Here is a 14,021-nt window from a genome sequence, read left to right on the forward strand (position 1 = left end):
CATACGTCTGCGATCCCTCAGAGTCGCGCAAGCCCGATCATCGCTATTCCGGTTTCGGACGAAAACACAAAAGGCCGTCCGCAGGACACTGCGGACGGCCTTCGCATGGCCTTGGGAGGCTGTTTTCGATCAGGAGGTCAGCTTGGCCGCGATCTTGGCGACGTGAGCGCCTTGGAAGCGCGCACCTTCGAGTTCGACCTCGGAGGGCATGCGCGAGCCGTCGCCGCCGGTGATCGTGGACGCGCCGTAAGGCGTGCCGCCCTTGATTTCCTCAAGGCCCATCTGGCCTTGGAAGGCATAGGGCAGGCCGACGACGACCATGCCATGATGCAGAAGGGTGGGGATGAAGGAGAGAAGCGTCGATTCCTGGCCGCCATGCTGGGTGGCGGAGGAGGTGAAGGCCGAGCCGATCTTGCCGACCAGTGCGCCGGAGAACCACAGGCTGCCGGTCTGATCGATGAAGTTGCGCATCTGCGAGGCGAAGCCGCCGTAGCGGGTGCCGCATCCGAAGATGATCGCGTCGTAATCGGCCAGTTCCGCCGCCGTTGCAATCGGTGCGGCCTGATCCATCTTGTAGTGCGATGCCTTGGCGACATCATCGGGAACGAGCTCCGGCACGCGCTTTACGACGACGTCGGCGCCTTCTGCCTTCGCGCCTTCCGCGACCGCATAGGCCATGGCTTCGATGTGACCATAGGCCGAGTAGTAGAGAACCAGAACTTTTGCCATCGTGATCTCCTCAAGGATGGGCGTCATTGCTTAGCGCCGCTTTACCACGTCGAGCGGGCGCTGTCAGAAATGCTTGGGATAACAGACTGTTCACTAATATTGACAATGCATCGTTCGGGATGAACGATGCGCGTTTTGACAAGGACATGCACGATGACCACGGACACGATCGTAACGGCCGCCATGCTGGCCATCGGCGACGAGCTTCTTTCCGGCCGGACCAAGGACAAGAACATCGGCCATCTCGCCGACCTTCTGACAATCTCCGGCATAGACCTGAAGGAGGTGCGAATCGTCGCCGATGACGAGGAGGCGATCGTTGCCGCGCTGAACGGCCTTCGCGGCCATTACGATTACGTCTTCACATCCGGCGGCATCGGCCCGACCCACGACGATATCACGGCCGATGCCGTGTCTCGCGCCTTCGGCGTCGAGTGCATCCACGATCCCGAAGCTATGACGTTGCTCGGCGACATGTATGCTCGCCGCAACATGGAGTTCACCGAAGCGCGCCGTCGCATGGCGCGGATGCCGAACGGCTCAACCCACATCCCGAATGCCGTCTCCACGGCTCCGGGCTTCGTCATCGGCAATGTCCATGTCATGGCTGGGGTGCCGCAGGTGTTCCAGGCGATGCTCGAAGCCGTCCTGCCAACCCTGAAGACGGGTGCCACAGTGCTCTCCCGCTCCGTCCAGTCGCCGTTCGGCGAGGGCGATATCGGCGGTCCGCTCGGCGAGGTCCAGAAGGCGCATCCGGAAACGAGTATCGGCTCCTATCCGAAGTTCGACGGAACGTCCTTCTCGACGGAACTCGTCATCCGCGCCCGAGACGCGGCTATTCTGGTCGCAGCGGAAGCCGATGTGAGGGCCATGCTGGACGGCATCGCCGCGAGCCGGCGGACGTAGAGCTTTCCTTTACGACAGTATTGTCCCGACGGCGAAGCGAGGACGCTTCGCCTGGAAATGCCTAGCCCATCGTCGCGAGAATTCCGGGCACGGCGGAGAGATCCGCTGCCTGGAAGAATCGCGAATCGCCTTCCGGCGTCTCTGCATGTTCGTGGATCCATGTTAGGTCGTGCGGAATGAAGATGGCGGATGCGCCCGCGCCGAGAACCGGCAGGATATCGGATTTCAGCGAGTTTCCGATCATGACGCAGCGGCCCGGCTCCATGCCGTGCCGGGCGAAGATGCCTCTGTAGATGCCTTCCGTCTTGTGGCTGACGATTTCTATGCCGTCGAAGAACGGCCCGAGGCCGGATGCAGCCAGCTTGCGTTCCTGATCAAACAGGTCGCCCTTCGTGATCAGGACCAGCCTGTACCGGCCGGAGAGCGCATCCAGCGTCTCGCGCGCCGATGGCAGCAGGTCCACCGGGTGGCGCAGCATCTCGCGGCCGATCTCCAGAATGCGGCCGACGACATGTCCGGGCAGTTCGCCGTCTGTCAGTTCCAGCGCCGTCTCGATCATCGACAGGGTGAAGCCCTTGATGCCGAAGCCGTAGAGCGCGAGATTGCGCCGCTCTGCCGCCAGCAGGCGTTCCGAAAGAACGGCGGCTTCGCAGTGATCCGCAAGCAGCGCGACGAAAGCCTCCTCGGTCAGTCGGTAGAACTGCTCGTTCTGCCACAGAGTATCGTCCGCATCGAACCCGACCAGCAGCGCGCCGGTATCCGACAGCGACGAGCTTGCCACGATCGTCAAGGCGCGGCCGCGATCGAGAAGGGCAGATCGACCGCCGCCGTCCTTCCGGAATTCGTATCATCGAGGTGATAGCGCAGCACGTAGCTGCCGACGGGCGCTTCGCTGACATCCAGCGTCAGGGTCGCGAAGATTTCCGCATTCTTGCTGACGCCGGTGAAGGTGAAGTTTCCGAAGGCCTTCTGGCTGCCGAGAACGGTGCCGCCGGCATCCAGCAGGTCGAAATCGACCGTGAATCGTGTCTCCATCTTGTCAGGCACTTGCGCCGGCTTCCAGGTCAGCCCCATGGGTTCTAAATAGGCTACGATCTTTTCGCCCGGCTTGAAGATGCTGTTGGGGCGCGGCTCGAACATGCCGAAGCCGGATGGGTCGCTCGCCACGAAGGTTGCCGTGCCCACGGCGAAAGGCAGGCCGGCCGAGAAGTCGCTGACGGCATTCCGGATGGCCGCGCGGGCACCCGCAACATCGCCGGCGGCGGCCATCTGCTCGGCACGGGTGGCGGCATCCACCAACGGGCCGGCGAGAGCGCCGCCGACAGGCAGGATGCCCAGAACCAGTGTCGCAAGACCGAACGCTCGCGCCGTTTTGAAAATCGACTGCATTTCCCCCACTCTCCCAAAGCTTCAGCGGCATCATCCAACCGACGCCACCCGGCATAACTGCCTGACCTCGCACGAAGTTTCGCAATTTGCGGGAACGAGTCAAGCCTCGTCGAGCGACCTTTCCGCCGCATGGCATCCGCGAGCGGTCTGTGGCATAGCATCCTGCACAGAGACGGGTGTCGTCGGGCGGGATTCCATCGCGAATGCGCCGGGAACAGCAAGGACAGAACGATGAGCTTCACGCAGGATGTGGACACGGCAGCGCTGGCGCTGCGCGATCTCTTTCCCGAAACGCCCTTGCAGTTCAACGATCACCTGAGCGCCCGATACGGCGCGAAGATCTACCTCAAGCGCGAGGATCTCTCGCCCGTTCGCTCCTACAAGATCCGTGGCGCGTTCAACTTCTTCCGCAAGGCCATTGCGGCCGGTGTGCGGGACCGGATCTTCGTCTGCGCATCCGCCGGCAATCACGCCCAGGGCTTCGCGTTCGTCTGCCGCCATTTCGGGGTCGAAGGCATCGTGTTCATGCCGGTGACGACGCCGCAGCAGAAGATCGACAAGACGCGCATGTTCGGCGGTCCGTTCATCACCATCAAGCTCGTCGGCGACATTTTCGACCAGTGCTACAAGGCGGCGCGAGATCATGTGGAAGCGACCGGCGGCATGATGGTGCCGCCCTTCGACCATGCCGATATCATCGAGGGGCAGGCGACCGTCGCTGCGGAAGTCGCGACTCAATTGCCCGAAGGCGTCGTGCCCGACATGGTGATCATGCCGGTCGGCGGCGGCGGCCTCTCCGCCGGCATGACCGGCTATTTCGCCGGCAAGGTCGATCCGAACGGCTTCGTCTTCTGCGAGCCGGAAGGCGCGCCGAGCCTCAAGCGCAGCCTGGAAACGGGCGCCGTGGTGACGCTGGAGCAGGTCGATAACTTTGTGGACGGCGCCGCCGTCGGCCGCATCGGCGACCTGAACTTCGAGCGCCTGAAGCACTTTTCGGCAAGCCAAACGCTTCTTCTGCCCGAAAACGCGATCTGCGTAACCATCACCGAGATGCTCAACCTCGAGGGTGTCGTGCTGGAGCCGGCAGGCGCCCTCGCTATCACCGCGCTTGCTGAACTGGACGCGGCGCAGCTTGCCGGAAAGACCATCGTGGCCGTCGTCTCCGGCGGCAATTTCGACTTCGAGCGCCTGCCCGACGTCAAGGAACGCGCGATGCGGCATCTCGGGCTGAAGAAGTACTACATCCTGCGCATGGCGCAGCGGCCCGGCGCGCTGAAAGATTTTCTCGGCCTGCTCGGTGAGGAAGACGATATCGCCCGCTTCGAATATTTGAAGAAGTCCGCGCGCAACTTCGGCTCGATCCTCATCGGCATCGAAACCAAGCGACCTGAAAACTTCCCCAAGCTGATGACGGCCTTCGATGCCGCAGGCTTGAAATATCAGGACATCACCGACAACGATATCCTGTCGAACCTCGTTATCTGATCGTTTACGGACTTTGACAACGACGGGAGAGGAGGCTAAATCTTTTCCATGGCATCGTTTTTCTCCCGTCTTTTCGGCCGCTCCTCGTCCGACACCGCTCCTGAAGCCGCCTCCGGCTCGACCGAAGCCTATGGCGATTGCCTGATCCGGGCGACGCCGATGAAGGAGGGCAGCCAGTACAGGCTATCCGGCGTCATCGAGAAAGAGGTGGGCGGTCAGAAACTGTCGCGCAGCTTCATCCGTGCCGACATGTTCTCGTCAACGGACGAAGCCTCGTCTGCGGCCCTGCGCAAAGCGCATCAGATTATCGACGAAAACGGCCCCTCGCTGTTCTCGGACGGCGCTGCCGCCCGGCAGGTCTGATCCGTCAGGCTGCGCGGTCTATCCGGCAGTGATAGCAATTGTTGCGCGACGAGCGCACATGCACATAGGCAATGTCTGGACGCTCCAGAATGTGCGACGCTCGGTCGATGATATCGGCCGTCGGCGTGACTGCGCCTGACCCGTAGACGATCCGATCGGCGTGGTCATAGCCCCTGACGATGTAATCCGGACTACTTAAGATCGGCGGCAGGCATTCCTCCGCGACATAGCGCGCGCACGGCGTGGCATGCAGCAAGATCGGCCCTGTCTCTGCAAAGGCCTGCGGCGTTGGAAACGCGCGGTAAGCAAAGAGCAGGGCAGGCTCGTCGCCTGCGATATGTTCAAGACAATGCCGGCACGGGTTGCCGTCGCCATCCGATACGAAGCGTTCCGGCGTGATGCCGTAAGCGTCGGCACCACCGTTCCAGATATGCATCGCATCGTCGGTCGGCATGGCGGTAAAGCGGATCTTCGTCATGATGGTCTCCTTGCTGATTGCAAGGATCATGACGAGACAGACGCGCTGCCGACACCCGTTTCCGGACGGTTTGCCGTCAGAGCTTCCTAACGAGGTCGAGCATTTCGTCTTCGGTCAGCGGCACGAGCTCGCCTTCTCGCGTCGCGACCGGGGAGAAGCCGAATCGCTGGTAGAGCTGAATGGCGCGAGGGTGGTCGAGATTGTTCGTCTGGACCTTGACCACCTTCGGGCCATAGCTCCAACAGCCATAGAGCGCCTGTAACAGGAACCACTTGCCAAGACCGAGGCCGAGGGCACGCTCGAAGAGACCGAAATGCGTCAACTCGACAGTGTCGTCATCCACATGCAGGACTTCGAAGAAGCCGGCGGGGGCGCCGTTGACATAGAGCACGGTCACGCAGTTGCGTTTGTCGTGCAGAACCGCAGCCAGCGCCTCGTCGTCGAGACGCAGGCGATCGACCCAATGCCAGCGGCGGCCGACCTGCAGATAGAGGAACCGGTAATAGGCGGGCGGGATATCGACCACGCGCATCAGCGCCGTCTGGATATTGACCGGAAACGGCAGGCTCTGCTTCGGCGCTGCCGTCATCTCCAGTTCGGTGATGTGAATCGTGGCCGGCTGTCCCGGCACGAGCGTAATCCCGGCATCCACCGGTGCGTTGGTTTCCGTCCCATTTGCTGCGACTGCGTCTACCAATTCCATGCGTGTTCCACTCTTCCCGTCTAAGGGTTACCGGTTGCAATCGCGGTATCAGCGCGACTCCCCCATTCCGACCAGGAACCATCGTAGAGCGTATTATCGGTATGTCCAAGGGATTGCAGCGCCAGCGTGATGATCGCCGCCGTGATGCCGGAGCCGCAGCTGGTCACCACGGGCTTGTCGAGATCAATTCCGGCGTCAGCAACGAGTTTCTGCAACTCCGGCAGGGACTTGAAGCGGCCATTGGCTGCAAAACCACCGGCCGGCAGACTGCGGGCGCCTGGCATATGGCCAGAGCGCATGCCGGCGCGGGGCTCGGCTTCCTCGCCCGTGAAGCGACCGAAGCTGCGGGCATCCGCGACCTGTCGGCGACCCTCACCGACGATCTGCGTCATGTCGGTAAAGGACGTCACCGCGCGCTCGTCGAAGGTCGGGTTGAACACGGCCGGAGAGACGAGCGATGTGTCGGTCGTCACCGGCCGGCCTTCGCTTTTCCAGCCGTCGAGCCCGCCGTCGAGCACGTACACGTCTTTTGCGCCCATCACGCGGAACATCCACCAGGCGCGAGGTGCGGAGAAGAATCCGGGGCCATCATAGACGACGATCGTATCCGTATCAGCGATGCCCAAGGTCCCGGCGGATGCGGCAAAAGACTCCGGTGCCGGCAGGGTGTGCGGCAGTCCGCTCGTCGCATCTGACAGTGCATCGTGGTCGAAGAAGATCGCCCCTGGAATATGACCGGCTGCGTATTCCGCTTTCGGATCGCGCTTGTGCGCCGGCAGGTACCAGGAGGCATCGACGATCCGCAGGGTGGCGCCGCCGAGACGCTCCTGCAGCCAGTCGCCGCTGACGACGAAGGGGCTTTTGTCTTCACGCATACTGGCAAATCCGTTCTCGGTTCAGGGATGGAAGGGGTCAGGCGGCGGTCTCTGGAGGGCCGAAACGGATGCGGAAGCGCCGGTTCTCCTTGCCCTTCTTCTCGATCTTCGCGATGTGGATGTCGCCCACCTCCTGCGTCTCGGACACATGCGTACCACCGCAGGGCTGGCTGTCGATGGCGGCGTCCTCGCCGATGCAGACGAGGCTTACGCGGCCGAGACCGACAGGCGGGCGGACATTCTTCGACTTGACGATGTCGGGATTGGCAAGAAGCTCGTCATCCGTAATCCATCGCAGCGTGATCGGATGATTTTCGCGAACGAGCGCCATCATCTTCGCGGTCACCGCGTCCTTGTCGATCGTCTCGCTCATATCAAAATCGACCCGGCTCTCGTCCTCGCCCACCGCGGCACCCGTGATCGGGTAGGGGCAGACGACCGAGAGGAGATGGCAGGCCGTATGCATCCGCATCAGCTTGTAGCGGCGCGGCCAGTCGATATGCGCCACGATGTCTTCGCCGACCTCCAGCCGCGCCTGCTCCTCGCTGGGCACATGCACGATCACGTCCTTGGTCGCACCCGTCCGTGTGATGGCGATCTCGATCCGGCTGCCGTCGGAACGTTCCAGAAAACCCAAATCGCCGGGCTGTCCGCCGGATGTCGCATAGAAGCAGGTGCGATCGAGCACGATCCCACCGTCTTCGAGAACGTCGATCACCCGTCCCTCGCAGGTCGAGAGATAGAAGTCGTCGCGAAACAGGGCTTCGGTTTTTTGCGTGGTGGACACTGTCATGACGTCAGGCACTTGCCGCTTCGTAGGGGACATCGATCTTGCTGTGCCGGGTCAGGAAGTCTGGAACCGGCAGGCCCTTGGATTTCAGGAAATCCGGATTGAACAGCTTCGACTGGTAGCGATTGCCATAGTCGCAGAGGATCGTCACGATCGTATGTCCCGGCCCAAGATCCCGCGCCATCCGGATCGCGCCGGCGATGTTGATGCCGGAGGAACCACCGAGGCAAAGGCCTTCCTTCTCGATCAGGTCAAACACCAGCGGAACCGCTTCGGCGTCGGGGATGCGGTAGGAATAGTCCGGTGTGAACCCTTCTAGGTTTGCCGTGATACGGCCTTGACCAATGCCTTCGGTGATCGAACTGCCCGGTGCCGAAAACTCGCCCTCGGTATAGTAGCTGAAAAGGGCGGCCCCTTCCGGGTCTGCCAGTCCGATCTTGATATCCGGATTGAACCCGCGCAGGCCCTCTGCGACACCGGCAAGCGTTCCGCCAGAGCCGACCGCGCAGATGAAGCCATCGACCTTGCCGTCGGTGTCGCGCCAGATTTCGGGTGCCGTCGTCTCGACATGTGCCGCCCGGTTGGCCGTGTTGTCGAACTGGTTGGCCCAAATCGCGCCGTTCGGCTCGGTCCGCGCCAGCTGCTCGGCGAGGCGGCCGGAGAGTTTTACGTAATTGTTCGGATTACGGTAGGGAACGGCGGGAACCTCGACAAGCTCCGCCCCCAGCAGCTTCAGCGCGTCCTTCTTTTCCTGGCTCTGCGTTTCCGGGATGACGATGACAGTACGATAGCCGAGCGCCTGCGCCACGAGCGCAAGACCGATCCCGGTATTGCCGGCCGTTCCCTCGACGATGACGCCGCCCGGGCGCAACGTGCCCTGACGTTCCGCTTCGCGAATGATGAAGAGCGCCGCGCGGTCCTTCACCGACTGTCCGGGATTGAGAAACTCAGCCTTTCCGAGAATCGTGCAGCCGGTCGCATCCGATGCCGCCTTCAAGCGGATGAGAGGCGTGTTGCCGATGGCGTCGAGAACGGAATTCAGTGCGGGCATGTGTGGGACCTCTTGAAGGAGAATCGCAATGGAAGCGTTGGCGGGCTTCAGCGCAACATAGCCGGACGCGAGGCGGCGGCAAGGTCGGCAGAGAAACGCGGCGGAATTCCGCGGATGGTGTTGGCTTCTTTTGCCGTTGCAAAGAGCAGGCTGCAAGGAAAACGGTTTTGCAAGGCGGCGCTCCGGCGCAATATTTGTCTCGAAGCGCACAAAGCACAATTCGGTGATCCATGGCGAAGACAGGATCGTAAGAAATCATTATCGTCTAAGGGAGGCCCTCGCGAGGGGGCGGTGGACAGAGTGTGATGACGACGAGTGAACTCGATACGGTAGATGCGCTGATGGCGCATTATGCGGCTGGTATTCTGCCAGAGCCTGCTCGCGTTCTCGTTGCAGCGCATCTCGAACTGCAGTCTGCCAATCGGCAAACGGTCGCGGCATTCGAGGCAGTGGCCGGAGATCTCGTTGAGACGCTCGAACCGTCACCGCTGTCCGATCCCGAAAGCAGCATCGCTGCTATCCTTTCAAGTCTTCCTCTATCGCTCTCCACAGCGCCGAGCCCCCACCATCCTGATAACGAGGAATGGCCAGCGGTGTTGCGCGCGTTTGCCGGCTTCGACAGGCACGATATGCCTTGGCGCTGGAAGCTTCCCGGGTTGAAAGAATATGCGCTGGGCAAAATCGACGGCTGCGATGTCTCGTTTTATCGCATCCGGCCGGGCCGGGCCATTCCAGAGCATACGCATGAGGGTTTCGAGCTGTCGCTGGTGTTGCATGGCGCTTTCAGCGATGTCAGAGGCCGTTTTGGTCGGGGCGATATCTCTGTTGCCGACGACAGTCTGGATCATCGTCCGATCGCCGAGAGCGGCGAACACTGTATCGTTTTCGCGGTGACCGATGCACCGGTCAAATTGCGTGGCTCCCTCAGCCGCCGCCTTGGCGACCTGATCGGCTAAAACGCCGCACGGAACGCGTCTTTCCGGATATCGCCGCCGCTCTACTTCATCACCAGATCAATGGAAACAGGCATATCGCGCGCCTGGGAGAAACGGAACATGTCGTCTTTCATCGCACGCCCGGAACATGGTCTTGCCTGGGTCACGGGCGCCAGCTCGGGCATCGGTCGGGCGCTGGCCCTGAAGCTGGTGGCCGAAGGCTTCGGCGTGGTGGTCACCGCGCGCAGCCATGACAAGCTGGTGGCCCTGCAGCGCGAGGCGACGGCTCCCGGCCGCATCATCGTGCTCGACGGCGACGTGACCGATCCTGAAGATATGGAACGGGTAATCGCCTCGATCGAATATGATCACGGCACGTTGGCGCTGGTGGCGCTCAATGCCGGCGTCTTCAAGCCCGTTCATGGCGAGGATCTGCATCTCGAAGACTTTCAGGAGACCTTCTCGGTCAATCTGAACGGCGTGGTGAATTGCCTGCTGCCCGCGATCCGCCACATGAAGGTGCGCGGACAGGGACAGATCGCCATCGTCTCCTCCGTCACCGGCTATGGCGGCCTGCCGACAAGCGGCGCTTATGGTGCGACGAAAGCCGCCCTGATCAATATGGCGGAAAGTCTCAAGTTCGATCTCGACAAGCAGGGCATACGCATTCAGGTGGTCAATCCTGGCTTCGTAGATACGCCGGCAACCAAGGAAAACGCCTTCCCCATGCCGGCATTGGTCTCGCCGGAAGAGGCTGCAGGCGCGATCGTTGCGGGACTTCAGGGCTCGGGTTTCGAGATCACCTTTCCTAAGCGCTTCACCTATGTCCTCAAGTTCATCAACATCCTGCCCTATTGGCTGTATTTCCCGCTCGTCAATGCTGCAACGGGCTGGAAGAAGCGCCCGTCCGTCAAGGCGCGGCTGCCGGGCGGTAAGCCGGAAGAGCCTCAGGCCGTGTGAAGCACGAGCACGGCGCCGAACACGAGCGCAAGCCCGACCCAGCCGATCGGCTTCAATTGCTGCTTGAACAGCAACCGCGCGCTGATAGCGGTTCCGAAAATTCCGGTCGCGCCGAGAATACCGTAGGCGACGGCGAGGTCCATGCCGCGCACGGCTTCCGCCAGAAGCGCGAAAGCCACGAGCACCAGCAGGATCGACAGAAACCCCCAGCCCTTGCGGGAGAAGCCTTCGGATTTGCTGGAGGCGAGGTTTGCGGCAACATCGAACAGGCCCGCGAGGACGGCGAGGATGAAGGGCAGCTCAGGCAGGCTCATCGGTGGCCTCCGCAGGTGCGGTTCCATGGTCCTCGCCCGCATTGACGAGGATGATGCCGAGAACGGCCATGGCCAGCCCGATGAACTCCCGGAGGCTGAGGTCGTGGTGGAAGAAGAACACCGACACGAGTGTGATCAGCGCAATGCCTGACCCTTCCCAGATGGCATAGGCCACGCCGACCGGCAGGGTTCGCACGGCCTTCGCCAGACAGACATAGGAAAGCGCAATCGCCACATACATGACGATGTAGCCGCCCATTCCACCGGAAACGCTGGCGGCTTTCATGACGGTGAGGCCGATCACCTCAATGACGATGGCGAGCGCAAGGTAGAGCCAGGCAAGCCGGCGAGCGCCGCGCAGGCCGGCGGGCAGGGACGGTTCGTGTGTCATGATCTCTCAGGCGGTCGGTGCGATCGCTTCGCGTAGCTGACGCTGCATGCGTTCGTCCAGCGGAAATGTCCACATCAGCGCGATGGCGCAGAGTTTCAACGCGACCGGCACCCAGGCATAAAGCGCTGCGAGCGCGAACAGCGCATCGGGGCTGTTATCCGCACCTGCCGCGGGGTCGAACCCGGCCGCAGACAGGATGGGAAAGACCAGCCCGGCGCCGATCGCCAGCGACAGCTTCGTCGCCAGCCCCCAAGCCGCGAAGTAGAAGCCGCCCCGCTGTTCGCCGGAGACGGCCGTATCCGCATCGATGACATCGGCCTGGATGGATGGCGGAAGTGCCAGATCGAACCCGAGGAGAATGCCCGTGACGACGCAGATAGCGCCAAAGCCGTAGAGGCTACCCGGCGGCAGGAGCGGCGCCAGAAGGAAGACGGCACAGGCGACGAGCATGGCGACGGACCAGGCGCGGTGCTTGCCGAAGCGGGCGGCACAGACACTGGCAAGCGGCACACCGCCGATGGCGCAGAGGAAGTAGAGAAACAACAGCGGCCCGCGCATCTCCGGCAAGCCAAGCCGCGCGGAGACGAAGTAGAGAAACAGCGTCGCCGGAATGCCGTTTGCCAGGCCGTTGAGGAAATAGGCAAGGACCAGCCGCAGAAACGGTTTGTTGCTCGCGAGAAAGCGCAGTGCATCCGGCAGTGACAGCCGCTCCTGCGTGCGGTTCTCGGGCTCCGGCACCATACGGACGGTCAGGCCGCCGAGGATGAGCAAGCCGAGGCCGACGACGATGCCAAGCACCGCCAGACCGGAAAGCCCCTTCTGCTCGAAGCCGATGGCAAAAGGCAAGACGATGGCGATCAGCGTGCCGATCAGCGTAAAGGTCTCGCGGAAGGCGGAGAGCCGGGTGCGCCCATGATAGTCGCCGACGAGCTCCGCGCCCCAGGCGGAGTAGGGCACCATGGCCATGGTGAAGCCGAGCGACACGACGCATCCCCAGAACCCGAGCCATCCGGCACCCGCCGTCTCTGCCGGCCAGTAGAGCATGACGGCGGCAAGGGCCGCGACCGGAAGCGACATCAGGAACAGCAGCCGGCGGCGGCCGAAGGCGGGGTCCATGCGGTCGGCAGCGTAACCCACCAGCGGGTCCGAGATCGCGTCGAAGAGGCGGATCAACAGGATCACCCAACCAGCCGTCGCGATCGGAACGCCAAGCGTCTCGGTGTAGTAGGTCGGCACGAGCGAGTAGAGAGGAAGCCCGAGCGCTGCGAGCGGTGCGGCGGGGAGGGCGTAGGCGAGGAGGACGCGCAGCGGGAGCTTTGCGTCCGAAAGACGGGCGGATGTGCCCCGCCCGTCCGGAAGATCACTCATAGACGACCTGTCGGACGTCGATATTCTTCGCGCGGAACCCGGCTTCGCAATAAAACAGGTAGAACTCCCAGAGCCGCTTGAAGCGGATATCGAAGCCCAGCGGCTCGATCTTCGGCCAAACCGACCAGAAGCGCTCCCGCCATTCTGCAAGCGTTCGGGCATAGTCGAGGCCGAAGCCGAGATCTCCGACCATATTCAGTCTGACCTTGGAGCCGAGCGAAACCAGATGCTCGCGCGTCGGCAGCATGCCGCCGGGGAAGACATATTTCTGGATGAAATCGGGATTGGCGCGATATTCGCGATAGGATTCTGGCTTGATGGTGATGATCTGCAGACCGGCACGACCGCCCGGCTTCAGGCAGCGACGGACCTGCGAGAAATAGGTCGGCCAGTATTTTTCGCCGACGGCCTCGAACATCTCGATGGAGACGACCTTGTCATAGGTTCCCGCTTCGTCGCGATAGTCCTGAAACTTGATGTCGACCTTGTCGGAAAGACCGGCCTTCTCCATCCGGGCGCGGGCGAAATCGAGCTGCTCGCGGCTGATCGTCAGGCCCGTTACACGGCAGCCGATTTCACCGGCCGCATATTCTGCGAAGCCACCCCAGCCGCAGCCGATTTCAAGCACATGGTCGCCCGGCCCGATACCCGCGGCATCGGCCAACGCCTTGTACTTCGCCCGCTGGGCAGACTGGAGGTCGTTCGCGCCCGTCGCGTAGAGCGCCGAGGAGTAGGTCATCGACGGATCGAGCCATTGCGCATAGAACGCGTTGCCCAGGTCGTAATGGGCGGAGATGTTGCGCTTGGAGCCCGCCTTCGTGTTGGCGTTCATCCAGTGACGCATTTTCTCGACGAAGCGCAAAATGCCGCGGGCGCCGTTCGGGAAGTGGCGGCCCATCTCCGCATTGACGAGGAAGAGCTCGAGGAATGCCCCGACATCAGGGCTGTCCCAGTCGCTATCCATGTAGCTTTCGGCCACACCGATGGTTCCGTTGGTCAGCGCACGCTGGGGCAGGTTCCAATTGTGCAACGTCACGGCTGCCTCGGGGCCCTGCGATCGGCCCTTGATAACGAAGGTCCGGCCGTCGGGCAGCGTCAGTTGCAGGCAGCCTGCCTCCATATTGACAAGGCCGCGAAGCACCATCTGAGCTTTCGCCGGCAAGCCTTTAATAAAACGAGAAATATTGTCCTTGGACAAACGCTCTGCGGGCGACTTTTCATCGCGCCATGTTTCAGCTGAACGCATCGCACAACCTTTCGGCAAACATCGGACTTACACAAAAT

At 62.2% G+C, this 14,021-nt stretch carries 17 protein-coding genes; 5 read left to right on the forward strand and 12 right to left on the reverse strand.

Going from position 1 to position 14,021, the window contains the following annotated elements; translation table 11 throughout:
• Positions 1 to 129: 129 nt before the first annotated feature.
• Positions 130 to 729 (reverse strand): NAD(P)H:quinone oxidoreductase, encoded by a 600-nt coding sequence (wrbA, locus tag G8E10_RS06615; RefSeq protein WP_167127947.1) that lies wholly within the window; start codon positions 727 to 729, stop codon positions 130 to 132.
• 153 nt (positions 730 to 882) lie between these two features.
• On the opposite strand from wrbA, the gene G8E10_RS06620 reads away from it, so the two are divergent.
• Complete coding sequence (locus G8E10_RS06620; RefSeq protein WP_110730949.1) at positions 883 to 1,635, forward strand: competence/damage-inducible protein A; 753 nt, start codon at positions 883 to 885, stop codon at positions 1,633 to 1,635.
• Between the two features lie 61 nt (positions 1,636 to 1,696).
• Here the strand turns inward: G8E10_RS06620 and G8E10_RS06625 are convergent, their stop codons facing one another.
• Complete coding sequence (locus G8E10_RS06625; RefSeq protein ID WP_281517431.1) at positions 1,697 to 2,425, reverse strand: HAD family hydrolase; 729 nt, start codon at positions 2,423 to 2,425, stop codon at positions 1,697 to 1,699.
• Positions 2,422 to 3,024 (reverse strand): hypothetical protein, encoded by a 603-nt coding sequence (locus G8E10_RS06630; protein WP_167127950.1) that lies wholly within the window; start codon positions 3,022 to 3,024, stop codon positions 2,422 to 2,424. The genes G8E10_RS06625 and G8E10_RS06630 overlap by 4 nt, the downstream gene beginning before the upstream one ends.
• 231 nt (positions 3,025 to 3,255) lie before the next feature.
• Here G8E10_RS06630 and ilvA point away from each other — a divergent pair, with 231 nt between their 5' ends.
• Together ilvA and G8E10_RS06640 are read left to right on the forward strand one after the other, a co-directional pair.
• Positions 3,256 to 4,509 carry a threonine ammonia-lyase gene (ilvA, locus tag G8E10_RS06635; protein WP_167127953.1) on the forward strand — a complete coding sequence of 418 codons (1,254 nt, stop codon included), beginning with the start codon at positions 3,256 to 3,258 and terminating at the stop codon, positions 4,507 to 4,509.
• A gap of 48 nt (positions 4,510 to 4,557) precedes the next feature.
• Positions 4,558 to 4,872 (forward strand): HlyU family transcriptional regulator, encoded by a 315-nt coding sequence (locus G8E10_RS06640; protein ID WP_110798874.1) that lies wholly within the window; start codon positions 4,558 to 4,560, stop codon positions 4,870 to 4,872.
• 4 nt (positions 4,873 to 4,876) lie between these two features.
• Here G8E10_RS06640 and G8E10_RS06645 read toward each other — a convergent pair whose 3' ends face one another.
• From G8E10_RS06645 to G8E10_RS06665, 5 genes are all read right to left on the reverse strand, one after another.
• Complete coding sequence (locus G8E10_RS06645) at positions 4,877 to 5,350, reverse strand: DUF1203 domain-containing protein (RefSeq protein WP_167127956.1); 474 nt, start codon at positions 5,348 to 5,350, stop codon at positions 4,877 to 4,879.
• A gap of 76 nt (positions 5,351 to 5,426) precedes the next feature.
• Positions 5,427 to 5,939 (reverse strand): GNAT family N-acetyltransferase, encoded by a 513-nt coding sequence (locus G8E10_RS06650; protein WP_167128101.1) that lies wholly within the window; start codon positions 5,937 to 5,939, stop codon positions 5,427 to 5,429.
• A gap of 134 nt (positions 5,940 to 6,073) precedes the next feature.
• Positions 6,074 to 6,928 carry a 3-mercaptopyruvate sulfurtransferase gene (gene sseA / locus G8E10_RS06655; RefSeq protein WP_167127959.1) on the reverse strand — a complete coding sequence of 285 codons (855 nt, stop codon included), beginning with the start codon at positions 6,926 to 6,928 and terminating at the stop codon, positions 6,074 to 6,076.
• Between the two features lie 37 nt (positions 6,929 to 6,965).
• The gene (locus G8E10_RS06660) at positions 6,966 to 7,721 is read right to left on the reverse strand and encodes an alanyl-tRNA editing protein (RefSeq protein ID WP_167127962.1); all 756 of its coding nucleotides are present in this window, start codon (positions 7,719 to 7,721) and stop codon (positions 6,966 to 6,968) included.
• A 4-nt stretch (positions 7,722 to 7,725) separates the two neighbouring features.
• Positions 7,726 to 8,769: a cysteine synthase A gene (locus tag G8E10_RS06665; RefSeq protein ID WP_167127965.1), complete on the reverse strand. Its 1,044-nt coding sequence runs from the start codon at positions 8,767 to 8,769 to the stop codon at positions 7,726 to 7,728.
• 305 nt (positions 8,770 to 9,074) lie between these two features.
• On the opposite strand from G8E10_RS06665, the gene G8E10_RS06670 reads away from it, so the two are divergent.
• Both G8E10_RS06670 and G8E10_RS06675 read left to right on the forward strand, forming a co-directional pair.
• Positions 9,075 to 9,725: a ChrR family anti-sigma-E factor gene (locus G8E10_RS06670; RefSeq protein WP_167127968.1), complete on the forward strand. Its 651-nt coding sequence runs from the start codon at positions 9,075 to 9,077 to the stop codon at positions 9,723 to 9,725.
• Positions 9,726 to 9,824: 99 nt separating this feature from the next.
• Positions 9,825 to 10,664 carry an SDR family NAD(P)-dependent oxidoreductase gene (locus tag G8E10_RS06675; RefSeq protein ID WP_167127971.1) on the forward strand — a complete coding sequence of 280 codons (840 nt, stop codon included), beginning with the start codon at positions 9,825 to 9,827 and terminating at the stop codon, positions 10,662 to 10,664.
• Here the strand turns inward: G8E10_RS06675 and G8E10_RS06680 are convergent.
• The 4 genes from G8E10_RS06680 to G8E10_RS06695 are packed head-to-tail and all read right to left on the reverse strand — an operon-like array spanning position 10,652 to position 13,983.
• Positions 10,652 to 10,978 (reverse strand): DMT family transporter, encoded by a 327-nt coding sequence (locus G8E10_RS06680; RefSeq protein WP_110798880.1) that lies wholly within the window; start codon positions 10,976 to 10,978, stop codon positions 10,652 to 10,654. The two genes, G8E10_RS06675 and G8E10_RS06680, sit on opposite strands and share 13 nt — an antisense overlap.
• The gene (locus tag G8E10_RS06685) at positions 10,965 to 11,369 is read right to left on the reverse strand and encodes an SMR family transporter (RefSeq protein WP_167127974.1); all 405 of its coding nucleotides are present in this window, start codon (positions 11,367 to 11,369) and stop codon (positions 10,965 to 10,967) included. The genes G8E10_RS06680 and G8E10_RS06685 overlap by 14 nt, the downstream gene beginning before the upstream one ends.
• 6 nt (positions 11,370 to 11,375) lie before the next feature.
• On the reverse strand, positions 11,376 to 12,737 hold the full coding sequence (locus G8E10_RS06690; RefSeq protein WP_167127977.1) for an MFS transporter: 1,362 nt from the start codon (positions 12,735 to 12,737) through the stop codon (positions 11,376 to 11,378).
• On the reverse strand, positions 12,730 to 13,983 hold the full coding sequence (locus G8E10_RS06695; RefSeq protein WP_167127980.1) for an SAM-dependent methyltransferase: 1,254 nt from the start codon (positions 13,981 to 13,983) through the stop codon (positions 12,730 to 12,732). Before G8E10_RS06695 ends, G8E10_RS06690 begins: the two co-directional genes overlap by 8 nt.
• Between the last annotated feature and the right edge of the window lie 38 nt (positions 13,984 to 14,021).

The organism is Ferranicluibacter rubi (assembly GCF_011603255.1).
Lineage (GTDB): Bacteria > Pseudomonadota > Alphaproteobacteria > Rhizobiales > Rhizobiaceae > Ferranicluibacter > Ferranicluibacter rubi.

What these genes read in the sequence shown, in the direction of transcription:
- wrbA (WP_167127947.1), bottom strand. Translation starts at nt 729, where the DNA reads ATGGCAAAAGTTCTGGTTCTCTACTACTCGGCCTATGGTCACATCGAA.
- G8E10_RS06620 (WP_110730949.1), top strand. Translation starts at nt 883, where the DNA reads ATGACCACGGACACGATCGTAACGGCCGCCATGCTGGCCATCGGCGAC.
- G8E10_RS06630 (WP_167127950.1), bottom strand. Translation starts at nt 3,024, where the DNA reads ATGCAGTCGATTTTCAAAACGGCGCGAGCGTTCGGTCTTGCGACACTG.
- ilvA (WP_167127953.1), top strand. Translation starts at nt 3,256, where the DNA reads ATGAGCTTCACGCAGGATGTGGACACGGCAGCGCTGGCGCTGCGCGAT.
- G8E10_RS06640 (WP_110798874.1), top strand. Translation starts at nt 4,558, where the DNA reads ATGGCATCGTTTTTCTCCCGTCTTTTCGGCCGCTCCTCGTCCGACACC.
- G8E10_RS06645 (WP_167127956.1), bottom strand. Translation starts at nt 5,350, where the DNA reads ATGACGAAGATCCGCTTTACCGCCATGCCGACCGACGATGCGATGCAT.
- G8E10_RS06650 (WP_167128101.1), bottom strand. Translation starts at nt 5,939, where the DNA reads ATGACGGCAGCGCCGAAGCAGAGCCTGCCGTTTCCGGTCAATATCCAG.
- sseA (WP_167127959.1), bottom strand. Translation starts at nt 6,928, where the DNA reads ATGCGTGAAGACAAAAGCCCCTTCGTCGTCAGCGGCGACTGGCTGCAG.
- G8E10_RS06660 (WP_167127962.1), bottom strand. Translation starts at nt 7,721, where the DNA reads ATGACAGTGTCCACCACGCAAAAAACCGAAGCCCTGTTTCGCGACGAC.
- G8E10_RS06665 (WP_167127965.1), bottom strand. Translation starts at nt 8,769, where the DNA reads ATGCCCGCACTGAATTCCGTTCTCGACGCCATCGGCAACACGCCTCTC.
- G8E10_RS06670 (WP_167127968.1), top strand. Translation starts at nt 9,075, where the DNA reads ATGACGACGAGTGAACTCGATACGGTAGATGCGCTGATGGCGCATTAT.
- G8E10_RS06675 (WP_167127971.1), top strand. Translation starts at nt 9,825, where the DNA reads ATGTCGTCTTTCATCGCACGCCCGGAACATGGTCTTGCCTGGGTCACG.
- G8E10_RS06680 (WP_110798880.1), bottom strand. Translation starts at nt 10,978, where the DNA reads ATGAGCCTGCCTGAGCTGCCCTTCATCCTCGCCGTCCTCGCGGGCCTG.
- G8E10_RS06685 (WP_167127974.1), bottom strand. Translation starts at nt 11,369, where the DNA reads ATGACACACGAACCGTCCCTGCCCGCCGGCCTGCGCGGCGCTCGCCGG.
- G8E10_RS06690 (WP_167127977.1), bottom strand. Translation starts at nt 12,737, where the DNA reads ATGAGTGATCTTCCGGACGGGCGGGGCACATCCGCCCGTCTTTCGGAC.
- G8E10_RS06695 (WP_167127980.1), bottom strand. Translation starts at nt 13,983, where the DNA reads ATGCGTTCAGCTGAAACATGGCGCGATGAAAAGTCGCCCGCAGAGCGT.